The sequence below is a fragment of the Peribacillus sedimenti genome (assembly GCF_046237635.1).
Lineage (GTDB): Bacteria > Bacillota > Bacilli > Bacillales > DSM-1321 > Peribacillus > Peribacillus sedimenti.
Genome location: NZ_CP143547.1, coordinates 4,175,001 through 4,196,946, shown reverse-complemented (window position 1 = coordinate 4,196,946; position 21,946 = coordinate 4,175,001). Strand labels below are relative to the sequence as shown.

Annotated in this window: 17 protein-coding genes, 2 rRNA genes and 1 pseudogene (1 of these 20 running past the window's edge); 17 read left to right on the top strand and 3 right to left on the bottom strand. The window is 43.1% G+C overall.

Annotated features, from left to right (window positions below; all coding sequences use genetic code 11):
* Positions 1-28: 28 nt before the first annotated feature.
* On the bottom strand, positions 29-508 hold the full coding sequence (locus V1500_RS20565; protein ID WP_409302198.1) for a GAF domain-containing protein: 480 nt from the start codon (positions 506-508) through the stop codon (positions 29-31).
* A gap of 153 nt (positions 509-661) precedes the next feature.
* Here V1500_RS20565 and refZ point away from each other — a divergent pair, with 153 nt between their 5' ends.
* Positions 662-1,318 carry a forespore capture DNA-binding protein RefZ gene (refZ, locus tag V1500_RS20560; protein WP_409302196.1) on the top strand — a complete coding sequence of 219 codons (657 nt, stop codon included), beginning with the start codon at positions 662-664 and terminating at the stop codon, positions 1,316-1,318.
* On the opposite strand, the gene hisJ is transcribed toward refZ, so the two are convergent.
* Positions 1,315-2,139 (bottom strand): histidinol-phosphatase HisJ, encoded by an 825-nt coding sequence (gene hisJ / locus V1500_RS20555; RefSeq protein ID WP_409302194.1) that lies wholly within the window; start codon positions 2,137-2,139, stop codon positions 1,315-1,317. The genes refZ and hisJ overlap by 4 nt on opposite strands.
* A gap of 168 nt (positions 2,140-2,307) precedes the next feature.
* On the opposite strand from hisJ, the gene ezrA reads away from it, so the two are divergent.
* The 7 genes and pseudogenes from ezrA to rarD all read left to right on the top strand — a co-directional run bounded on the left by ezrA (position 2,308) and on the right by rarD (position 11,548).
* On the top strand, positions 2,308-4,002 hold the full coding sequence (gene ezrA, locus V1500_RS20550) for a septation ring formation regulator EzrA (RefSeq protein WP_409302192.1): 1,695 nt from the start codon (positions 2,308-2,310) through the stop codon (positions 4,000-4,002).
* 219 nt (positions 4,003-4,221) lie between these two features.
* Positions 4,222-5,361, top strand: coding sequence for a cysteine desulfurase family protein (locus tag V1500_RS20545; protein ID WP_409302190.1), 1,140 nt, complete (start codon positions 4,222-4,224; stop codon positions 5,359-5,361).
* 4 nt (positions 5,362-5,365) lie between these two features.
* Positions 5,366-6,574 carry a tRNA uracil 4-sulfurtransferase ThiI gene (gene thiI / locus V1500_RS20540; protein ID WP_409302188.1) on the top strand — a complete coding sequence of 403 codons (1,209 nt, stop codon included), beginning with the start codon at positions 5,366-5,368 and terminating at the stop codon, positions 6,572-6,574.
* A gap of 83 nt (positions 6,575-6,657) precedes the next feature.
* On the top strand, positions 6,658-6,855 hold the full coding sequence (locus V1500_RS20535; RefSeq protein ID WP_409302186.1) for a small, acid-soluble spore protein, alpha/beta type: 198 nt from the start codon (positions 6,658-6,660) through the stop codon (positions 6,853-6,855).
* Between the two features lie 135 nt (positions 6,856-6,990).
* Positions 6,991-8,576, top strand: a pseudogene (gene mbcS / locus V1500_RS20530) (acyl-CoA synthetase MbcS).
* Between the two features lie 339 nt (positions 8,577-8,915).
* Positions 8,916-10,538, top strand: a complete 1,623-nt coding sequence (locus V1500_RS20525) for an amidohydrolase (protein ID WP_409302184.1) — start codon at positions 8,916-8,918, stop codon at positions 10,536-10,538.
* Between the two features lie 80 nt (positions 10,539-10,618).
* Positions 10,619-11,548 carry an EamA family transporter RarD gene (gene rarD, locus V1500_RS20520; protein ID WP_409302182.1) on the top strand — a complete coding sequence of 310 codons (930 nt, stop codon included), beginning with the start codon at positions 10,619-10,621 and terminating at the stop codon, positions 11,546-11,548.
* Positions 11,549-11,719: 171 nt separating this feature from the next.
* On the opposite strand, the gene V1500_RS20515 is transcribed toward rarD, so the two are convergent.
* The gene (locus tag V1500_RS20515; protein ID WP_409302180.1) at positions 11,720-12,520 is read right to left on the bottom strand and encodes an NAD kinase; all 801 of its coding nucleotides are present in this window, start codon (positions 12,518-12,520) and stop codon (positions 11,720-11,722) included.
* Positions 12,521-12,757: 237 nt separating this feature from the next.
* On the opposite strand from V1500_RS20515, the gene sppA reads away from it, so the two are divergent.
* The 9 genes from sppA to V1500_RS20470 all read left to right on the top strand — a co-directional run.
* Positions 12,758-13,759 carry a signal peptide peptidase SppA gene (sppA, locus tag V1500_RS20510; RefSeq protein WP_409302178.1) on the top strand — a complete coding sequence of 334 codons (1,002 nt, stop codon included), beginning with the start codon at positions 12,758-12,760 and terminating at the stop codon, positions 13,757-13,759.
* A gap of 14 nt (positions 13,760-13,773) precedes the next feature.
* Positions 13,774-14,325: an RDD family protein gene (locus V1500_RS20505; RefSeq protein ID WP_409302176.1), complete on the top strand. Its 552-nt coding sequence runs from the start codon at positions 13,774-13,776 to the stop codon at positions 14,323-14,325.
* Between the two features lie 86 nt (positions 14,326-14,411).
* Entirely contained in the window at positions 14,412-15,074 is a 663-nt protein-coding gene (locus tag V1500_RS20500) for a DUF2953 domain-containing protein (RefSeq protein WP_409302174.1), read from the top strand.
* A gap of 15 nt (positions 15,075-15,089) precedes the next feature.
* The gene (gene ytfJ / locus V1500_RS20495; RefSeq protein ID WP_409302172.1) at positions 15,090-15,734 is read left to right on the top strand and encodes a GerW family sporulation protein; all 645 of its coding nucleotides are present in this window, start codon (positions 15,090-15,092) and stop codon (positions 15,732-15,734) included.
* A 151-nt stretch (positions 15,735-15,885) separates the two neighbouring features.
* Positions 15,886-16,386, top strand: coding sequence for a thiol peroxidase (tpx, locus tag V1500_RS20490; RefSeq protein ID WP_409302170.1), 501 nt, complete (start codon positions 15,886-15,888; stop codon positions 16,384-16,386).
* Between the two features lie 180 nt (positions 16,387-16,566).
* The gene (locus V1500_RS20485) at positions 16,567-17,556 is read left to right on the top strand and encodes a class I SAM-dependent methyltransferase (RefSeq protein WP_409302168.1); all 990 of its coding nucleotides are present in this window, start codon (positions 16,567-16,569) and stop codon (positions 17,554-17,556) included.
* A 236-nt stretch (positions 17,557-17,792) separates the two neighbouring features.
* Positions 17,793-18,983, top strand: a complete 1,191-nt coding sequence (locus V1500_RS20480) for an acetate kinase (RefSeq protein ID WP_409302166.1) — start codon at positions 17,793-17,795, stop codon at positions 18,981-18,983.
* 473 nt (positions 18,984-19,456) lie between these two features.
* A 16S ribosomal RNA gene (locus V1500_RS20475) occupies positions 19,457-21,006 on the top strand.
* A gap of 419 nt (positions 21,007-21,425) precedes the next feature.
* Positions 21,426-21,946, top strand: a 23S ribosomal RNA gene (locus V1500_RS20470); it runs 2,425 nt beyond the window's last position.
* The 16S and 23S rRNA genes sit together here, the layout of an rRNA operon.

Here is a 21,946-nt window from a genome sequence, read left to right as displayed (position 1 = left end):
GGTTGTTTTTTATGTTTTCAGTTACACACTACAAATATTTCACCAGCTCAGAAACGAATTGTTCCAGCATTCTTTGATCTGTTTCATCAAATCTATCCTTGATTGGGCTGTCGATGTCCAATACCCCAATAACCTGGCCTTCTATTATCATTGGGACGACGATTTCCGATTGAGAAGCAGCATCACATGCAATATGCCCTGGAAAATCATGCACATCCTTGACTCTCAAAGTCCTTTTTTCTGACGCTGCTGTTCCGCAAACCCCTTTGCCAAAAGGGATGCGTACACACGCAGGAAGCCCTTGGAATGGCCCCAGAACAAGGCTTTCTCCTTCTGTCAAATAAAAACCTACCCAGTTTATTTCATCAAGGAACTGATTTAAAAGAGCTGAGGCGTTACTGAGGTTAGCGATTTTATTTGTTTCATCTTCAATTAGAGCAGTCAGCTGTTTCAGAAGCAATGTATAATTATCTTCCTTTGTGCCTTTATATAATTCGACGTTAAACATATGCTATCACCTTAGTTCCACTAATTTTTACAGGATAATCCATATTATGGCTATCCATTAAGAAGTTGTCGAGAACTCCTACAAGGAAATCCCGTTCGCGCAAAGAATAAAACAATTAAAGAGACCTTGTCTCATAAAAGCGAGGGGTGCCGGATGAACCAGAAAAACGAAACAAAACAAGCCATAGTCGATGCTGCGTTATATTTATTTCACCTCAAGGGTTTTCACGCCACTTCGATCAGGGACATCGCGGGCAAAGCCCAAGTAAACACTGCTAATATTGCTTATTATTTCAAAAATAAACACGGATTGCTAGAATATTGTTTCATCTGCTATTTAGAAGAATATATCCAATTGGTAGAATCGCATGTTATCTCGTTAAAGGATGTCGGCCCCATCCCATGCTTGTTGGAAATGGTTTCAGATATTCTCGATTTCCAAAGGCAGCACTTCCTCGCTGCCAGTTTCATCCACGGAGAATTTTCCCTCGATTCAAGCTTGAACAGAGAGCTCCTGTCCACCTATCTCACCAAGGAAAAATATTATTTTCAACTGCTCCTTGAGGAAGGAATCAAGAAAGGAGCATTCGTCAGAGTCCCGATTCCAGTCTTTATTCTGCAATTGAAAGGTCTTTTGACCGCACCTGTACTGCACTCACTATATTCCATGGAAGTCCTGCATTTCTTTCCGCAGGAAATGTATTATACACAAAGGTACAAGGATCAGGTAGACAAGTTTCTTCGTTCCATGCTTTTTGTCCAGGCCAGCAAGGCTAATGAAGGGAACAGCAAAGCATTGGTAGGGCTTTAGCGAATCACCCTGTTAAGTGAAGGCTCTACGGCTGCAGCAATGCCTTCAAACCCTTGTGCCAGCCCCTTTGCTGTATGGGCATCAGACCCATATATAAGGGGAATTCCAAGCTTTGCCGCATAGCTTGCAAACTTTTCAGACGGATATGTTTCCCCGCAAAGTGGCTTAACCTTTCCTGCCCCATTATAATCAAGTGAGTAGTTCTTCGAATGAATTAAATGCAATAGGTTGAATACCTCGCTATCAAAGCTTCTGCTTGCGGGGTATTTTTTTTGGAATTTCGTTGCTAATGTGATATGTCCGATTCTGGTAGGTTTATATTTGCCAAGGTCAGCATGAATGGATTGTTTGACAGTAGAGTAGTATTGTTGGTGAACCTCGTCTACTCCTCCAAGCATCCTGGAAATTTCGTAAAACAGGTCCTCACTGAAATCGATGCAGAGCCAGGAATCTTCGTGCTTTATAAAATGAACGGAAAGGATGCTATCATCCAATGAGCCTCCAATTTCATCCAGCAACTCCTTTGTTTCCTGTTCGAATCCTTCTATGAAGTCCACTTCCAGCCCAATATTTATTTTAATTCTTTTCTTATTGTATTCCTTTAGAACTTTCAAGTCCTTTATGTATGGCAGCAGCTGCTCCCAATCCATTCCACTGTCCTGGTCCGGAGTCGGATCGGAAAAACCCTTCGGCAGCGGAGCGTGTTCTGTGAACGATATTTCATTCATGCCTAACTGTACTGCCCGCTCAATGTATTCTTCGAATTGATCCGAAGAACCATGGGGGCAATAAGGACTATGAATATGCCCGTCGAACTTCAATAAAACCAACTCCATATAATCTGTGATTTAATTACATTTTTCAACAAAAAAATTCAACTTTTTAGTCAAAAATGATTTCTAACATGTTATCATAAAAGCATTGAACCTGCACATTTAATTTTTCCTATATATATAGAATACGTTTTGGTTGAGAACAGGGGGCAAACCATGGAATACATACTGGGTATTATCGTAGTTATTTTAGCGTTTATAATATGGGGCTATTTTAGCAAGAAGAAATATTTTAAGGAAATTGACAGGCTGGAAGCCTGGAAAATCGATATTATGAACCGCCCTGTCCTCGATGAATTGTCTAAGGTGAAACAGCTGAATATGACCGGGGAGACAGAAGAGATGTTTGAACGCTGGAGGAAAGAGTGGGACGCCATTATCACCGTCCATATGCCGGATGTGGAAGAGCTTCTGTTTGACGCCGAAGAATATGTAGACAAATACAGATTCAAAAAATCGAGGGATGTACAAAGAAAAATTTCCGATGAACTTCAAGCTATAGAGGAATCTATCGAAAGAATCCTTTCAGAACTCCATGACCTGGTCGGAAGTGAAGAGAAAAACCGTGTGGAAATTGAAGAGCTGAAAGATGCATACCGCTTTTTGAGAAAATCCCTCCTTGCACACGGCCATTCATACGGGAAAGCGTCTGGCAAACTGGAAGGGATGCTTGAGGAGGTTCTTGGGATCATCCAGCAATATGAGGTTGCGACAGAGAACGGAAATTACTTAAACGCGAGGGAACTGGTTTTAACAATCAAGTCTAAAATTACGAGTATATCAGACAGGATGGAATTGATCCCTCAGCTTTTGGCAGAAACGCAGTCAACCCTGCCAGCACAGCTGCAGGAATTAAAGGAAGGCTACAGGGATATGCTGGCGCAGGAGTATTCTTTAGACCATATCCAGTTTGACAAGGAAACGGAACGGATTGAAAAGGAATTGGGGTTATACGAGCAGTTCCTGGAAAATGCTGAGACGAATGAGGTGGAGCAAGGCCTCAAGGAAATAAACGAAAGCATTAATGTGCTGTATGATCTGCTGGAAAAAGAAGTTTATTCCAAACAGTACATAAAGAAGAATGATGAAATATTATCTGATGCAATCAGCTCGCTTGAGTTCGAAAATGATAAACTGAAAGCTGAAATGTCGATTGTCCAGCATAGCTACCATATAACACAAAGTGAAATAGAAGCGGTAAGGAGACTGGAAAAACAGATTGCTCAAATATCCAAGAGATATGCCCTTTTAGTTGCGAAAATGGAAGAAAACGATGAAGCCTATTCGGCCTTGAGCGAGGATATGCAGTCGGTAGGAAACCAGATTAAAGAAGTAAAAGATGAACAGGAGACTTTTTTTGGGAAGCTTCAGGCGCTGCGAAAGGATGAACTTGAAGCGAGGGACACACTAAGAGAGCTGCGCAAAATAATGGCAGAGACAAGCAGGCTGTTAACAAAAAGCAATTTACCAGGTCTCCCCGAGGAATATAAGGCAGTTGTAATGGAAGCTAAGGAAAGCCTTGAGGATGTGCAAGCCAAGCTGGAAGAAAAGCCGCTGGACATGGCTTCAGTCCGCATTTTTCTAGAGAAAGCCGATTCAAGTGTACATAATCTGAATGATCTCACAAGAGAGCTGATAGAGCATATGTTTCTTGCGGAGAAGGTTATTCAGTATGGCAACAGATATAGGAGTAAGTTTCCGTCTGTGGCAGAGGGGTTGCGGAAAGCAGAAGAACAATTTCGTAATTACCAATATCAAGCAGCGTTAGAGGCTGCTGCCGATGTGATTGAAAAGGTGGAACCAGGGAGCCTTAAAAAATTAGATGCGAATCTGGACGAGATCCTCTCATAGTGATGCCGGTTGAACCCCCTTTTCCTTAGGGTGTGGTTTAGCCGGTTTTTTCGTGATCTGCAGGGTAAGGATAACAGAATTATGAACAGATAGAGTGTGTTTCTGCAAAAATGGCAGACACTAGAAAAACGAACGAGTAGGCATAAAGTTCTCAAAAGCGACATTTATATGTTAATATTAATAGTTGCTAATTGGAAACATATATGGAAGGTGAAAGAGATGATTTACTTTGATAACAGCGCTACAACGAAGCCGTATGATGAAGTGCTGGATTCTTTTATAAAGGTTTCGACGGAATTTTTCGGGAATCCATCTTCACTTCATGGTATTGGTGCCAAAGCAGAAAATTTGCTTTCTCAAGCTAGGAAACAAGTTGCAGGCCTTCTGAATGTTAAGAATCATGAGATCTATTTCACTTCAGGAGGGACGGAAGGAAATAACCTTGCAATAAAAGGAGCTGCTCTTGCCAATCAAGGAAAAGGAAAGCATATCATCACCACTTCCATCGAACATGCCTCTGTGCATGATGCCTGCAGCAATCTGAAGGACCTTGGCTTCGAGGTTAGTTATTTGCCAGTAAACGAGCTTGGTCAAATTCATATAGATGACTTAAAAGCAGCTATCAGAAAAGACACGATACTAGTTAGTACCATATATGTAAACAACGAAACAGGAGCAATTCAGCCTGTCGAGCAAATTGGGCAATTACTTCGAAAATATCCTCATATCCTTTTTCATGTGGACCATGTTCAGGGAATCGGGAAGGTTCCTTTAGATATAAAAGGCTCGGGAATAGACCTATGCACAATGTCGGGCCATAAGTTTCACGGATTAAAAGGCACTGGTATTTTATATATCCGGGAAGGTGTGCATATAAATGCGCTGTTTTCCGGGGGCAGCCAGGAGTCAAAAATCAGGAGCGGAACAGAAAATGTAGCCGGAATCGTGGCTCTCGCAAAGGCACTTCGCATCACCATGGAAAAACAACAAAACCAAATAAATTCCCTTCTGGAAATCAGAGGGATTTTGTGGGATGGACTTAGCAAAATTCCAGGAATTAAAATTAACAGTCCTAAACAGGGAGCGCCGCACATTTTGAATTTCTCTGTGCCTGGGCTTAAGTCAGAAGTCTTTGTCCACGCTCTGGAGGAGGAAGGGATTTACGTTTCCACAACCAGTGCATGCTCTTCCAAACGCAGGTCCCCAAGCAAAACGGTATTTGCGATGTTCCATGACCAAGATCGGGCAGAAAGCATCGTGCGAATAAGCTTATCGTACCAAAATACGAATGTTGAGGCAGTTTATGCATTGGATGTTATAGAAAAAACGGTCGAGAAATTAAAGAAGGTAATGAGGTAATCAAATGGAATTTGACCATATCATCATACGCTATGGAGAGATATCGACTAAGAAGAGAAACCGGAAACGGTTTGTTGATAAAATGAAAAACAATATAAAATGGGTATTAAGGGATTTCCCTAATGCAGCTCTATCGGCAAGCAGGGAGCGCATGTATGTAATCTTGAATGGAGAAAACCACAACGAAATTATAGAAAGGCTGAGGGGAATCTTCGGCATTCAATCTTTAAGCCCTGCATTGAAGGTGAACAAAGATCTAGATGAAATGAAAAAGGCTGCGTTGTATTATTATAGGCAGCTTTCTGAAACTCCAGGTACATTTAAAATTTCCGCAAAGCGATCTGATAAGGATTTTCCATACAGCACGGATGAAATCAATCATGAATTGGGAGGCCACATCTTGAGGAACTCCGAAGGCTTGAAGGTGGATGTCAAAAATCCTGATTTTAATTTGAGAGTAGAAGCTCGTAAGGAAGCCGTGTATTTGACTGGAGAAATTATACGGGGAGCAGGCGGTCTTCCGCTTGGTTCAAGCGGGAAAGCTATGCTTATGTTATCCGGAGGCATTGATAGTCCTGTTGCCGGATATTTTTCCATGAAGCGCGGACTTGAAATTGAGTGCATTCATTTTTACAGCCCTCCTTTTACAAGTGAACGTTCACGGCAGAAAGTAATAGATTTAACGGAAAAACTGTCTGAACTGAGCGGCGGTATGAAGCTTCATATCGTCCCTTTTACCGATATCCAGCTGCTCATTCAAAAACAGATCCCTGAAAATTATACCATGACATCGACTCGACGGCTGATGCTAAGAATTGCTGATAAAATCAGGGAAAAGAACGACGCAATGGCCATCGTCACAGGGGAGAGTCTCGGGCAGGTTGCAAGCCAAACATTAAACAGCATGTTTGCAATTAATGAAGTGACAAATACACCGATCTTAAGGCCGTTAATTACTATGGATAAAACGGACATCATCGATATCGCAAGGGAACTTGATACTCTTGAAATATCGAACAGGCCATATGAGGATTGCTGTACGGTATTTACACCGGCGGCCCCAAAGACAAAGCCACAGCGTGAAAAGGTCAATTTTTACGAAAGCTTTGTTGATTTTGATTCTCTGATTGAAAAGGCTGTGGAAAACACAGAAACACTAACAATCAGCAGACAAAGCAAGAAAGCGGAAGACCCAGTAGATGACCTTTTCTAAATCATGTTTATCATTTCCATAGAGGCAACTGTATCAACAGTACCGTTTTGTCCCACCCTATAACTACAAGGAGGTGGTGACACATGGCAAATAACAGAAATAAATTGTTAGTTCCCGGTGCACAACAAGCCCTTGACCAGATGAAAACCGAAATCGCTAATGAATTTGGAGTTCAACTGGGTGCCGATACAACAGCCCGTGCCAACGGGTCCGTTGGAGGCGAAATGGTAAAACGAATGATCCAGATGGCTGAACAACAGCTAGGACGAAACCAGCAATAGAGAAATGAGAGAGGAGCGGGGGAAGCTTTCCCCGCTCTTTTTATATGCACCTTCCTCTATTCTGGATAATATTTTTTAAATATTCCGATTGTTTTGTATAATGTATATGTAACTTTATTCGAAAGGGGAAACAATATGAAGCGTGAAGATTTGCTGGCTCCGGAGAAATATAACCTGGTTAGCGAGATCGAACAGTTTTCAGACGATCCGGACCGAGTGGCGTTGAAGTGGGAAGATGAATCGGGGAACAAAAAGAGGATTACATACGCGAAATTGACCAAGAATTCCAATAAGATAGCTAATGCATTTATGAAAGCCGGACTAAAGAGGGGCGATACTGTACTTGTCATCATTCCGCGGATCATTGAAGCCTACGAGGTATATATAGCCGCCCTAAAAACGGGCCTCGTAGTGATTCCGAGCTCTGAAATGCTCAGATCCAAAGATATTAAATACCGACTTACACATGGTGAAGCGAAAGGTGTGGTTAGCTACTATCCTTTTGTCAAACAGGTAGAAGAGGTCAAGGAATCATCAGCCATTGTGAGGTTTTCTGTCGGACAATATAAACAGGGATGGATATTTCTAGATGAAGAAATGGACAAGCAGCCAGGCGAGTTTACGATAGCTGACACTAACAGTTCCGATATGGCTTTCTTATCATATACGTCCGGGACTACTGGCAATCCAAAAGGAGTGGTGCATACTCATGCCTGGGCCTATGCACACTTAAGGACTGCAGCGCCAAAATGGCTTGGAATAAAGGATAATGATACAGTATGGGCCACCGCCGGGCCAGGGTGGCAGAAATGGATCTGGAGTCCTTTCTTATCCGTGCTGGGATCGGGTGCGACCGGTTTTGTCTACAACGGAAAATTTGAACCGAAAAAGTATTTGCAGCTTCTGTCTGACTATGACATTAATGTGCTTTGCTGCACGCCTACAGAATATAGGCTAATGGCCAAGGTTGATAATTTAGCCGAATATTCCGTTCCTGTTCTGCACAGTGCGGTTTCAGCTGGCGAGCCCTTGAATAGAGAGGTTATAACAGCATTTAGAAGGCACTTCAATCTTGATGTCAGAGATGGATATGGGCAAACAGAAAATACCCTGCTTGTCGGTGTGACAAAGGGTATGGAAATCAGGCCGGGCTCCATGGGAAAGCCTACTCCAGGAAATCGGGTGGAAATCATAAATGGGGATGGACAGCCTTGCAGAGTGGGAGAGGTTGGTGATATCGCTGTGCATGTGGAAACACCGGCACTCTTCAAGCATTATTTTAAAGATCCGGAAAGGACGGAATGCAATTCCGAGGAGAATATTATGTTACAGGAGATAAGGCGAAAAAAGATGAAGACGGATATTTCTGGTTTGAAGGCAGAAGCGATGATATTATTATCAGCTCTGGTTATACGATAGGTCCGTTCGAGGTGGAGGACGCTCTAGTAAAACATCCTTCGGTTAAAGAATGCGCGGTTGTGGCAAGCCCGGATGAGATACGCGGGAATATAGTCAAAGCGTTTGTTGTGCTTCAGGAAGCTGTTAATCCTGATGATCCAGAATTAGTTCCAGCCCTTCAAGAGCATGTTAAACAACTAACCGCTCCATACAAATACCCAAGAAAAATAGAATTTTTGGATGAGCTTCCAAAGACGACTTCTGGCAAGATTCGCAGGGTCGAATTAAGAAATCAGGAGGCATTAATCAACCAGAACCCATAACTTTTGCATAATCTATTCCTAATATTAGTGACCGTTTTCTTATAGTTGGGCGAAAGGTTGTTATTCTTATAATGAAAAGCAAGACTCGCAATAGGGTAAGCATCCTGCATTTGGCGACTGGCTCTTCGCCGGTTGCTTTTTCCCCATTCATTTGCCAGAGCCCTCAGTTTCCTTGTATGCGAAAAGAGGACGGTAGGACAATGTACTTCAATGGATTGTTTAAATAGCAGGGTATCGTTTGCCAGGTACTAAAGCCTGCTAAATACATTCCTTGTTGGCAGAATATTTATACAATGCTACACTCATTCCTGTAGAGCATAAAACAAGGGGGAAGACAGCGTGGGGACATTGTGGCATAACGGACGAATTTACACGATGAGCAATGAAAATGAAACAGTAGAAGCGGTTTATACCGATTGTGGAAAGATCATGGATACCGGCACACTGGCGTACATAAAAGAAACATATGGTGAGAAAATAGATCAAACAGCGGATCTGAAGGGTAACACGATGCTTCCAGGACTGGTTGACAGCCATATGCACCTGGTTGGCCATGGAGAGCGCCTTTTGAGGCTGGATTTATCCGGTATGAAAAGCAGGGAGGAAGTCCTTGCTGCCGTTAAGGAGAAATGCACCCTAACACCAATCGGAGAGTGGATTGTTGCCGAAGGCTGGAATGAAAATGAATGGAGCCATTCGGAATTGATTCTCCTGCGGGAATTAGATGAAATTTCCCCTTATAACCCGGTCATTTTGAAACGGATCTGCAGGCATGCTTTGGTTGCAAACACGCAGGCATTAGCAGAGTCGGGAATTTCCGAAGATGTGATACAACCGAGCGGCGGAGTGATCGGCCGGTATGAGGACGGAGATTTAAATGGAGTGTTTAAAGAAGACCCGGCGATGGAACTAGTAACAGCAAACCTGCCAGGCATCACTCAGGGTTATGTGGAACGAGCATTGCGTACTGCAATTAAGGACAGCTGGAGCCTCGGCTTAACAGGATGCCATACAGAGGATTTACATTATTACAACGGATTTACCCCTGTCTACAATGCTTTCCGAAAAGTGATTGAAGAGGAAGGCATGACGCTCAGGGCCAATTTGCTGGTGCACCATGAAGTGATTGATGATATGCAATCCGAAGGGTTCAGTTACGGTTCTGGTTCGGAATTTATTCGCTTCGATGCCATGAAAGTTTTTGCGGATGGATCCCTTGGCGGAAACACAGCCCTGTTAAGCCAGCCATACAAGGATAAACCACAGACGCAAGGAGTCGCCATATTCAGCCAGGAAGAGTTAGACGCCCTCGTGGAAAAAGCGCGCAGGTTTGATATGCCGGTAGCTGTACATGCCATCGGGGATTTAGCCTTTGAATATGTGCTTAACTCCATTGAGAAATTCCCTCCTAAAAAGGGATTAACGGATCGCTTAATTCATGCTCAGATAGTCCGGAAAGACTTACTGGATCGTGCAAAGGTTTTACCTGTGATTTTTGACATACAGCCTGGTTTTGTCCCATCCGATTTTCCTTGGGTAACAAGCAAAGTAGATAAGCAGCTTTTAATAAATTCCTATGCGTGGAAAACATACTTGGAAATGGGCATTGTATGTGCGGGCGGCTCAGATGCACCTATTGAGCAGTTGAATCCCCTTTTAGGAATACATGCTGCAGTTACAAGGATGAAACCTGAGGGCGAGGATAACACTGTTTATGGGGAATCAGAGCGCTTGTCCATGTTCGAGGCCGTATCGCTCTATACTACAGGCAGTGCTGGAGCAATACTTGAACAGAAAACACGGGGTCAAATCGCTAAGGGGTTTGATGCCGATTTTACTATCCTGGATACAGATATATTCAGAAACAGTGCAGAGAAATTGCTTGAAGCCAATGTAGCTATGACAGTCATAGCGGGGAAAAGCGTCTTTCAATCAGTAAAATATACAACCAAAAATGATTAAAAAAGAATAGATATTTAAGCCATCCTTCTATATAATGAAATTATTTCGAGTACGGAAATATTTCAAGGAGGATAAGCAAATTGAAGCTGTCAAATGAAAAGGAGGGTGCCTTTTACGCTGCACTCTCCTATCTGATATGGGGCATTATCCCGATTTACTGGAAATGGCTGCAGGACGTTTCTGCCGGTGAAATATTGGCTCATAGGGTTTTGTGGTCATTTGTATTTATGGTCATTCTTCTTCTTGTAACGAAAAAATGGTCTGGATTTGTTATATTTCTAAAGGATATTGCTAAAAACCGCAAGAAATTCAGTGCACTACTTTTAGCATCGCTATTGGTCAGTGCCAACTGGGGGATATTTATTTGGGCTGTCAATAGCGGACATATTTTGCAAACAAGCCTTGGTTATTATATTAATCCTCTTATTAGCGTCCTTTTAGGTGTCATAGTATTGAAGGAAAAGCTGAGTAAAGCACAAATCTTTGCTTTCTCCCTGGCAGGCGTAGGGGTCTTGATTCTTGGGGTCCACTATGGTGCCATACCGTGGGTATCGCTATTGCTCGCAATCACTTTTGGACTGTATGGGTTGGTTAAGAAGATGGTCAATGCCGATTCGGCAATTGGCTTAACGCTGGAAACCATGATGGTTACCCCAATTGCCATAGGGTATTGGATTTACCTGATGTTCACTGCCGATTCACAGTTCTTTTCAGGAGCGAATACGAGCTTGCTCTTGATGGGGGCGGGAATTGCAACGGCTCTCCCTTTGTTATACTTTGCAAAAGGAGCTCAAAAGGTTCCTCTTTCCATGCTGGGGATCCTTCAGTATATAGCTCCGACTATCACTTTGATATTAGGAGTATTCGTTTACCATGAAAGTTTTACTAGGGTTCATTTGCTGGCGTTCATGTTTATTTGGAGTGCGCTGGTGATTTATACACTTTCAGTGACAAAATGGGGAACAATAAGAACGAAAAAAGTGAAGGGCAAAGTGAAGCTTGGTGCATAGAAAATATGAAAAGGAATCAGCGGCCAGCAGATTCCTTTTTCATTTGGGAAGAACGGCCTTAACAAGGTTTTTTGACGATAAGTAAAGAGAAACTATATATAATATAAGAAGGACAATATAAGAACAAAAGAGTTTCCTCTCATAACGAATGCTTAAGTATTGATTGCACGATTACAGAAATGTTCTTCTTACTTTCTCCCAAAAAGAGTTATCTTTTAGTTTTACTGTTTTTATGGCTTTTCCGCTTAAAGACACCTCTATATTTTTGATATTTCGAATACTCATAGCTTCATTATCCATACCAATTGTAGGGTAATCTTTGCTTTCCTGCATAAGCTTTAGTGTAAGCTTGCGGTCGGGACCAAGAATGAATGATGAACCTAGTGTCCTGTATGTATTATTATTTAAAGAAGCCAGTTCACTTACCTGGAAGCATGGCAACGTAGGGTCGACTATAGATCCATTTACGGATTTATTATAGGCGGTACTGCCTGTTGGAGTTGCGACCACAATTCCATCGCCCCGGAAGGTCTCAAAATGAAGCTCGTCAATAAAGACCTCGACAACGAATGTCTTGATTACGGATGATCTTAGGCTAAGTTCATTCAGTGCATAGAAGGATGGCTGATCATCCAGCTTAATCTCTATAGTCGGATAGCGGCGAACCTCGATGTTCTCTGAAGTCATTGCCTCAATCATCTTACTTGTGCTATCCAGATAAAAATCACAATACATGTTCAGATTGCCGGTGGTTGAAATGCCTGCGTATAAACAGTCGTCTCTAAAACCGGTTTTCCTGACTGCCTGCAGGAAGGTCCCATCTCCCCCGATACTGACAATAATGTTGGCGATACTATAGTCGTTAACAATATTGAAAGAATATCTCTCAGCAAGGTCGTATAAATGCTGGATTTTCTCCACTATGTCGTCTGAACGCTTATGAAAGAAATAAATATTTCGGCGATTGGCCATGTGAATCTTCCTCCATTTTATGACTAATGAGTCGGCTTCTATTTTTGACACGGTCATTCTTACACAAATCCGCAATATTTTGGTAAACTATTTTAATGTGCTATAAGTTTATCATGATTTGAAATATTTGAAAAACGGAAGCATACATAAAGAGGCAGGGTGCATTATTTTGACCTGGAATAAGACTCAGGACTTTCGATTACAGGTTCATTTAAATACTAAAAAGGGGGAATAAGTATGAACGGCAAACGTTGGGCTGCGCTTGGGATTGCAGCTGTATTATTTGTGGTATCAATCTTTTTCAGCATGGCTGTCAGTTTCTTTACGGCTGATACTGAAGAAGCGATCACGAATCTCTTTGGTTCTGAAGACAAGTTTACGGAAGAAGTGGTGGAGGGAGATGATGAATCCAATAAAATAGCGATATTTGAAGTGGATGGCGTAATTCAGGATTCAGGGGATGTTTCTTCCTTCATGAGCAGCGGAGGATACAACCATAAAGATTTTATGGACAAACTGCAAATGGCTAAAGAGGATTCTGATATTAAAGGAATAGTACTGGATGTAAACTCTCCAGGCGGAGGGGTTGTAGAGAGCGCGGAAATCTATGATAAAATACAGGAGATAAAGAATGAAACAAAAAAACCTGTATATGTTTCGATGGGATCAATGGCTGCATCGGGAGGCTATTATATATCAGCCCCTGCGGATAAGATCTTCGCCAGCCCGGAAACGCTGACCGGATCCCTTGGTGTAATCATGCAGGGTATGAACTATGAAAAGCTGGCAAAAAAGTATGGAGTGGAGTTCGTAACGATTAAAAGCGGTCCGTATAAGGACATCATGAGCCCAAATCGCCAAATGACAAAAGAAGAACATGAGATCTTACAAACAATGATTAATAATTCGTATAATCAGTTCGTAAAAATCATTGCAGAGGGAAGGCATATGCCAGAAGCCGATGTACGCAAGATTGCAGACGGACGCATTTATGATGGACGCCAGGCAAAGAAGCTTCATTTGATTGATGAATTCGGGCATTTGGAAGATGTGACAGAGGCGATGAAAAAAGATCTTAAAATTAATAATGCACAAGTTGTCCGTTACACGGATGAGGCTGGACTAGAGTCACTCTTTAATATGGGTGCGCAAAAATTAATGGGGAAAGAAACAAATACACTGTTGAAACTGCTGTCTAACCGAAATTCTCCCCGCCTTATGTATTTATATTCTGAGTAGGGAGGGGGAAGAAAATGAGTGATATAAATGATAATCACAAAGCTGTACAGCATGGGGATGATACGAGAAATGAAGAAGTGACATCTGCAGAAAGTCCAGCGACTATTGAAAAAGCTGATTCAAGTAAAAATGCTCTGTACGCTGGGTCCGGAAAACTGCCGTATGCCGGGTTCTGGATGAGGTTTTGGGCGTACCTTGCCGATTTGATTGTGATTGGCAGTATAAACCGAATTTTGATCCATCCTATATTCAAAACAATGGATATCGGCTCACCGTTTGAATGGTTCACGCTTGAAGCCATCCTTACTTCTATGGTATTTTACCTGTATTTCGTATTGATGACCAAGTATACCCGCCAGACGCTGGGGAAAATGATTTTTGGACTGAAGGTAATGAGTCTGAAGGAAGAAAAGCTAACCTGGGGCACCGTCATCTTTAGGGAGTTTATTGGAAGATTTATTGCAAAGTTCGCTTTTATCGGTTATATCATTGCAGGATTCCTTCCAAAGAAACAAGGCCTTCACGATATCTTTGCTGATACTGCTGTACTTATTGATAGAAGATAGAAATAAGAAATTGCCTCACGGCTATGGCTGTGAGGTTTATTTTTTTAGCCCGTCGCCCATATTAGTGATAAGAGGGAGGCGGCATTTTGGTTACGATCCTGGTGATTCTTGCAGTATCCATCATTTTACTCCTTTTCATTGCTTTTTCAAGCATACATATATCTATCTATTTTCAGCACCACGATGGATGCATCAATCTGACATTTGCCTGGCTGCAAATCTTTCGGTACAAAAAGAGCATTTCACTTCATCACACTGGCAGCAATCCGGAACGACATACTTCATTCACCAACGATACTGGAAAGCCACATTATACCCTTTTGCAAAAAATTGATGTGATAACCGGAAATGCAAAAAAATATCAGGATCAACTGCGGTCGATTCTGAGAATTTCCAAAGGGTTCATTGCTACCGTTAAGGTGCCGAAACTGGTATGGCACAGTGTGATAGGTACAGGGGACGCTATGTTAACAGGAATGGCAGCAAGCGGGTATTTATCGATAAAAAGCTATATCTTTTCAGTTTTAAGTTATCTAATTAAATTTAGAACACCTCCGGTTTATTCAGTTACTCCAAACTATCAAGAAACAACTGTTGATAGCCATCTGTCTTGTATATTCCACTTTCCAATCGGAAAAGCTATTTGGGCAGGATTTAGGCTATTACTGTATTGGAAACGAATAAAAAGAGATTTTTCTAGTGATCTGGCAGTAATATCCGCAGCTGAAACGAATGAACAATCTGTCTAAAAGGGGTGAATGAGCATGCCAGAACATCCAATTGAAGGCTTAATGAAAACAGCCATGGAAAATCTTAAAGATATGGTTGATGTGAATACAATTATAGGTGACCCAGTGGAAGCCCCTGATGGCAGTGTGATTTTGACTGTATCAAAGGTCGGATTTGGGTTTGCTACTGGTGGAAGCGAGTTTGTCATTGAAGGGCAGCAGCAAGATTCCTCCAAACAACCTTTCGGTGGAGGCAGCGGAGGAGGAGTTTCAATAACTCCGATTGCTTTCCTGATCGTAGGCACAAAAGGGGTCCAGCTTCTTCATTTGAATCAGGGCACACACCTTCTGGAAAAAATGCTGGATGTTGCCCCTGCCGTTTTCGAAAAGGTCCAGAGTCTGCTTGATAAGTCCTCTGGTGGAAATAATAATATCAAGAAGAAAGCAAATGGGGCATTTAATCAAAAACAGGACAAGAAGTCACAGCAATCAGAGGGATCGTCCGGCCAGAAGCAAAATCAGGATGGTCAGCAAAATAAGAGCCAAGAATCCTCCGGAAATGCACATGGGGGTGAGGACCAGAAATCTGGTTCGAAACAGCCCAAACAGGATGGCGCTGGTGAAAATTCATCTGAACAAAATGAGAGACCATCCAGCGAAGAACAGGATTATGAATGGTGACAGGTACTATTATCAAAAGCCGGCAGCAGTTGTATTTTTCATTACAACTAACAGATTGGAGAACTATTCTTTAAAGCTAAAATATTGCAAAATACATAGTCAGCCCATATGATTAAAATGTACATAATTTACAGTTTAGGAGGGGATTGCTATGGCATCTGTAACATTTAAAGACAGCCCGGTGACTCTGCTGGGGAACGAAGTTAAGGTTGGTGACCAGGCACCAGATTTCAAGGTGCTTGCCAATGATTTATCCGAGGTCACGCTAGCTGATTCAAAGGGAACGGTGAGGATCATAAGCGTAGTACCTTCAATCGATACGGGTTTATGTGATACTCAAACCAGAAAGTTCAATGAAGATGCATCAAACCTTGATAATGTAAAGGTTCTAACTATCAGCGTTGATCTTCCATTCGCTCAAAAGCGCTGGTGTGCTTCAAGCGGCTTAGACAATGTGCAGGTCCTTTCAGACCACCGCGACTTATCCTTCGGGGAAGCATATGGAGTTGTGATGAAGGAGCTTCGTTTGCTTGCACGCTCTGTATTCGTCGTTGATAGCAATGACAAAGTAGTATACGTTGAATATGTAAGTGAAGGAACAACACCTCCGAACTACGAAGCTGCTCTAGAGGCAGCTAAAAACGCAAAATAACAACAGATGCGATAGCTCTGGCTCCTTTGTCCTTGTGTTACTTCGGTAGCATCTAGAAGGAGCCAGAGCTTTTTTGGTGTCATCATACATAATAATGCCTGTTTTGCGGACGTAATACTTGTTTTCAGCAGCATTACACCTATACAATGGAGAAACAAAAAAAATCAGGAGGATTTCGCAGTGAACTTTGCGCCAATAGAACAACTATTTCATATTTTTGACGAGACCGCGTCCTTGCTCCAGGAAGAGCTATCTTGTACTTTTCTGGATGCTCTTGGAGAAACCGGTGAAAATATATTTCATGGGAATGTAATCCAGGATGAGGTAAGTGAGCTGTCAAGAAAGCGGCTATTAAATAAATATAGAGAGATTTCGCTCGAAAAGTTTTCGAAGGAAGATATTAGGAAGGCATTCCAGCTTGCGATTTTGAAGGGTATGAAGGAAAATACCCAGGCAAATCATCAAATGACCCCTGATGCGGTGGGAATGTTTGTAAGTTATTTAATCGGGAAATTTACAAATAATATACATGCTTTTTCTATATTGGACCCGGCAGTCGGTACTGGCAACCTTTTATTCACAATTCTTAATCACTTATCAGAGAAGCAAAATACATCCTTTGGTGTGGATGTCGATGAAACACTGATAAGGCTCGCATACGCAGGAGCAAATTTACAGGAGCATTCTGTACAGTTCTTCAACCAGGATAGCCTGGAACCATTATTCATTGATCCGGTGGATATAGTAGTGAGTGATTTACCGGTTGGTTACTACCCCAATGATGTAAGGGCGGCCGATTATGAGCTGGCTGCGGATCAGGGACATTCGTATGCTCACCATTTATTTATTGAACAAAGCGTGAAGCATGTAAAAGGTGGAGGATATTTATTATTCATCATCCCGAATAACATTTTTACAACAGCAGAAGCGGACAAACTGAACAATTATCTTAAACAATACACCCATATTCAGGGTATGATACAGCTCCCATTATCCATGTTTAAGAATGAAGCCGCAGCTAAAAGCATTCTATTGCTGCAAAAGAAAAAAGAAGGGTTAAATCCCCCTAAAAATGCATTGCTGGTCGAGCTCCCGAAGCTTTCTAATGTAAATGCGACAAAATCAGTCATGAGTAAAATTGATGAATGGTTTAAACAAGAAAAATACTGACTATCTTACAGAAGCTAATGGCATAATGTTTGTCATTAGCTTTTGTTAAATTTATTGTAATTTATATGAAAAATATGAATTATTTTATTTTAGATTGTAAGCGTGTCCAATGGATATCCTATCTTGAAATGGGGTTTATTCAATGATTAAATGGGGAAATAAAGACGCCATGCCTATAGGCATGGGGTAAGAGTTACAGATTAAACGTAATACGTTTAAGAAAAGGAGCGCGACGGATGTCTAAAATCATTGCAATCAATGCAGGGAGTTCCTCGTTGAAGTTTCAGCTTTTTGAAATGCCCTCAGAAGAAGTAATCACAAAAGGGCTTGTGGAAAGAATAGGTTTAAATGATGCAATTTTTACGATTTCAGTAAATGGAGAAAAAATTACTGAAACTACTGATATTCCGAATCATGATATAGCAGTAAGGCTGTTATTAGAAAAATTGACAAAACATAATATTATAAAATCGTATGATGAGATTGATGGTATTGGCCACCGCGTCGTGCATGGCGGAGAAGTATTCAGTGATTCCGCACTCATAAATGATGAAGTAATCTCACAAATTGAAGCGTTGTCAGATTTGGCACCCCTTCACAATCCAGCAAACTTGACAGGGATCATGGCCTTCAGACAAATCCTTCCTGAAGTTCCATCAGTGGCTGTCTTTGATACAGCATTCCATCAAACGATGCCAGGCAGCTCATACTTATACAGTCTGCCATATGAGTACTATGAGAAATACGGTATTAGAAAATATGGTTTCCATGGTACTTCCCATAAATATGTATCTCAAAGAGCTGCAGAAATGCTTGGCAGACCTTTGGAACAGCTTCGCCTGCTATCATGCCATCTGGGCAATGGTGCCAGCATTGCAGCGATTGAAGGTGGAAAATCAATTGATACTTCGATGGGCTTTACTCCGCTTGCTGGTGTGACAATGGGAACACGTTCTGGTAACATCGACCCTGCTCTTATTCCATATATCATGGAGAAGACAGGCAAGACGGCAGATGAAGTTCTTGATGTATTGAATAAGGAAAGCGGTATGCTTGCAATTTCAGGTTTTTCAAGTGATCTTCGCGATATACAGGTTGAGGCGAATAATGGAAATAAGCGTGCCGAATTGGCATTAGAGGTGTTTGCAGGCCGCATCCATAAGTATATCGGTTCATACGCAGCCAGAATGAGCGGTGTAGATGCCATTATCTTTACAGCTGGAATCGGGGAAAATAGCGAATCAATTCGTGCCCGAGTATTACACGGGCTGGAATTTATGGGTGTATATTGGGACCCGGCATTGAACAGGACACGCGGCGAAGAAGCTTTTATCAGTTATCCTCATTCTCCTGTCAAAGTTATGGTGATTCCAACAAATGAAGAAGTTATGATTGCCAGGGATGTAATTAGATTAGCAAATACTTGATCAAAGCCCCTCTGCTGAGGGGCTTTTCTATTAAAGTGGGAAATATCTACACCTTGACGATTAAGAGGAACCGGAGTAATATAAGGAGGTTCTTAAAAGATTAAGGACGCTGGCACTACAGGTTTCCAGTGTGCGCGATCTAGAAAAGTGTTGACAGTGTATGGCGATGCTGTTAAGATGATAAATGTTGCTGATGCAGCGACTTTAAAATTAAAAAAGTTTTTTTCGCAGAAGTTGACAACTGATTGATATGGTGTTATATTGATAAAGTCGCTTCTGAGAGAAACGGCATTGAGATTGCTCTTTGAAAACTGAACAAAACAAGCGCCAGATTCTTGTTTCTTTTATGGAAATAAGACGTCTAAATAATAGTGAGTAAACACTTTAAAAGTACAAGAGTTAAGGATCATCGGCTAAGATCGTCACGTCCTGTGACAACGCCGATGTTAGCACATCCATGTGCATCACAAATTCTATCGGAGAGTTTGATCCTGGCTCAGGACGAACGCTGGCGGCGTGCCTAATACATGCAAGTCGAGCGGACAGAAGGGAGCTTGCTCCCGGAAGTCAGCGGCGGACGGGTGAGTAACACGTGGGCAACCTGCCTGTAAGACTGGGATAACTTCGGGAAACCGGAGCTAATACCGGATAGGTTCTTCCCCCGCATGGGGGAGGATGGAAAGACGGTTTCGGCTGTCACTTACAGATGGGCCCGCGGCGCATTAGCTAGTTGGTGGGGTAATGGCTCACCAAGGCAACGATGCGTAGCCGACCTGAGAGGGTGATCGGCCACACTGGGACTGAGACACGGCCCAGACTCCTACGGGAGGCAGCAGTAGGGAATCTTCCGCAATGGACGAAAGTCTGACGGAGCAACGCCGCGTGAGCGAAGAAGGCCTTCGGGTCGTAAAGCTCTGTTGTCAGGGAAGAACAAGTGCCAGAGTAACTGCTGGCACCTTGACGGTACCTGACCAGAAAGCCACGGCTAACTACGTGCCAGCAGCCGCGGTAATACGTAGGTGGCAAGCGTTGTCCGGAATTATTGGGCGTAAAGCGCGCGCAGGCGGTCCTTTAAGTCTGATGTGAAAGCCCACGGCTCAACCGTGGAGGGTCATTGGAAACTGGGGGACTTGAGTGCAGAAGAGGAGAGTGGAATTCCACGTGTAGCGGTGAAATGCGTAGAGATGTGGAGGAACACCAGTGGCGAAGGCGACTCTCTGGTCTGTAACTGACGCTGAGGCGCGAAAGCGTGGGGAGCGAACAGGATTAGATACCCTGGTAGTCCACGCCGTAAACGATGAGTGCTAAGTGTTAGAGGGTTTCCGCCCTTTAGTGCTGCAGCAAACGCATTAAGCACTCCGCCTGGGGAGTACGGCCGCAAGGCTGAAACTCAAAGGAATTGACGGGGGCCCGCACAAGCGGTGGAGCATGTGGTTTAATTCGAAGCAACGCGAAGAACCTTACCAGGTCTTGACATCCTCTGACTTCCCTAGAGATAGGGCGTTCCCCTTCGGGGGACAGAGTGACAGGTGGTGCATGGTTGTCGTCAGCTCGTGTCGTGAGATGTTGGGTTAAGTCCCGCAACGAGCGCAACCCTTGATCTTAGTTGCCAGCATTCAGTTGGGCACTCTAAGGTGACTGCCGGTGACAAACCGGAGGAAGGTGGGGATGACGTCAAATCATCATGCCCCTTATGACCTGGGCTACACACGTGCTACAATGGATGGTACAAAGGGCAGCGAAGCCGCGAGGCCGAGCCAATCCCATAAAGCCATTCTCAGTTCGGATTGCAGGCTGCAACTCGCCTGCATGAAGCCGGAATCGCTAGTAATCGCGGATCAGCATGCCGCGGTGAATACGTTCCCGGGCCTTGTACACACCGCCCGTCACACCACGAGAGTTTGTAACACCCGAAGTCGGTGAGGTAACCTTTTGGAGCCAGCCGCCTAAGGTGGGACAGATGATTGGGGTGAAGTCGTAACAAGGTAGCCGTATCGGAAGGTGCGGCTGGATCACCTCCTTTCTAAGGATATACAGACGTCAGGCGCTTATGTTTTGTTCAGTTTTGAAAGAAGCAATTCTTTCAAGCTTTAAATATTGTGAGTCTTAAATGAGTCTTCTTTTAAGACGATTGCTCCTGCGCCACAGCTTATTCGAAGAGGCATCTCTTTTTGCTCTTCGCATGGCAGCACGCAGTATCGCTACCGGTGATGAATCACGATGTGATTGAAATCCGTAGCCATGTTCCTTGAAAACTAGATAACAGTAATAAGGCAAATTTTTGCGTCAATTTTCAAAACACCGAGATGTAAAACTGATGATTTGTCAGGACCGAGGGATTCGAGGAAGCAATCGAGCGAGCACCGGAACGTATTACACATACGTGAGGAGTGAGCGAGTGAAGCTGACGAAGAAGGCCGACGGTCATCACAAATTAGCAATGGTTAAGTTAGAAAGGGCGCACGGTGGATGCCTTGGCACTAGGAGCCGATGAAGGACGGGACTAACACCGATATGCTTCGGGGAGCTGTAAGTAAGCTTTGATCCGGAGATTTCCGAATGGGGAAACCCGCTGCCCGTAATGGGGCAGTATCCTTACCTGAATAAATAGGGTATGGAAGGCAGACCCGGGGAACTGAAACATCTAAGTACCCGGAGGAAGAGAAAGCAAACGCGATTTCCTGAGTAGCGGCGAGCGAAACGGAATTAGCCCAAACCAGAAGGCTTGCCTTCTGGGGTTGTAGGACACTCTATATGGAGTTACAAAGGAACGGGGTAGATGAAGAGGCCTGGAAAGGCCCGTCAGAGAAGGTAAAAACCCTGTAGTCGAAACTTCGTTCCCTCCTGAGTGGATCCTGAGTACGGCGGGACACGTGAAATCCCGTCGGAAGCAGGGAGGACCATCTCCCAAGGCTAAATACTCCCTAGTGACCGATAGTGAACCAGTACCGTGAGGGAAAGGT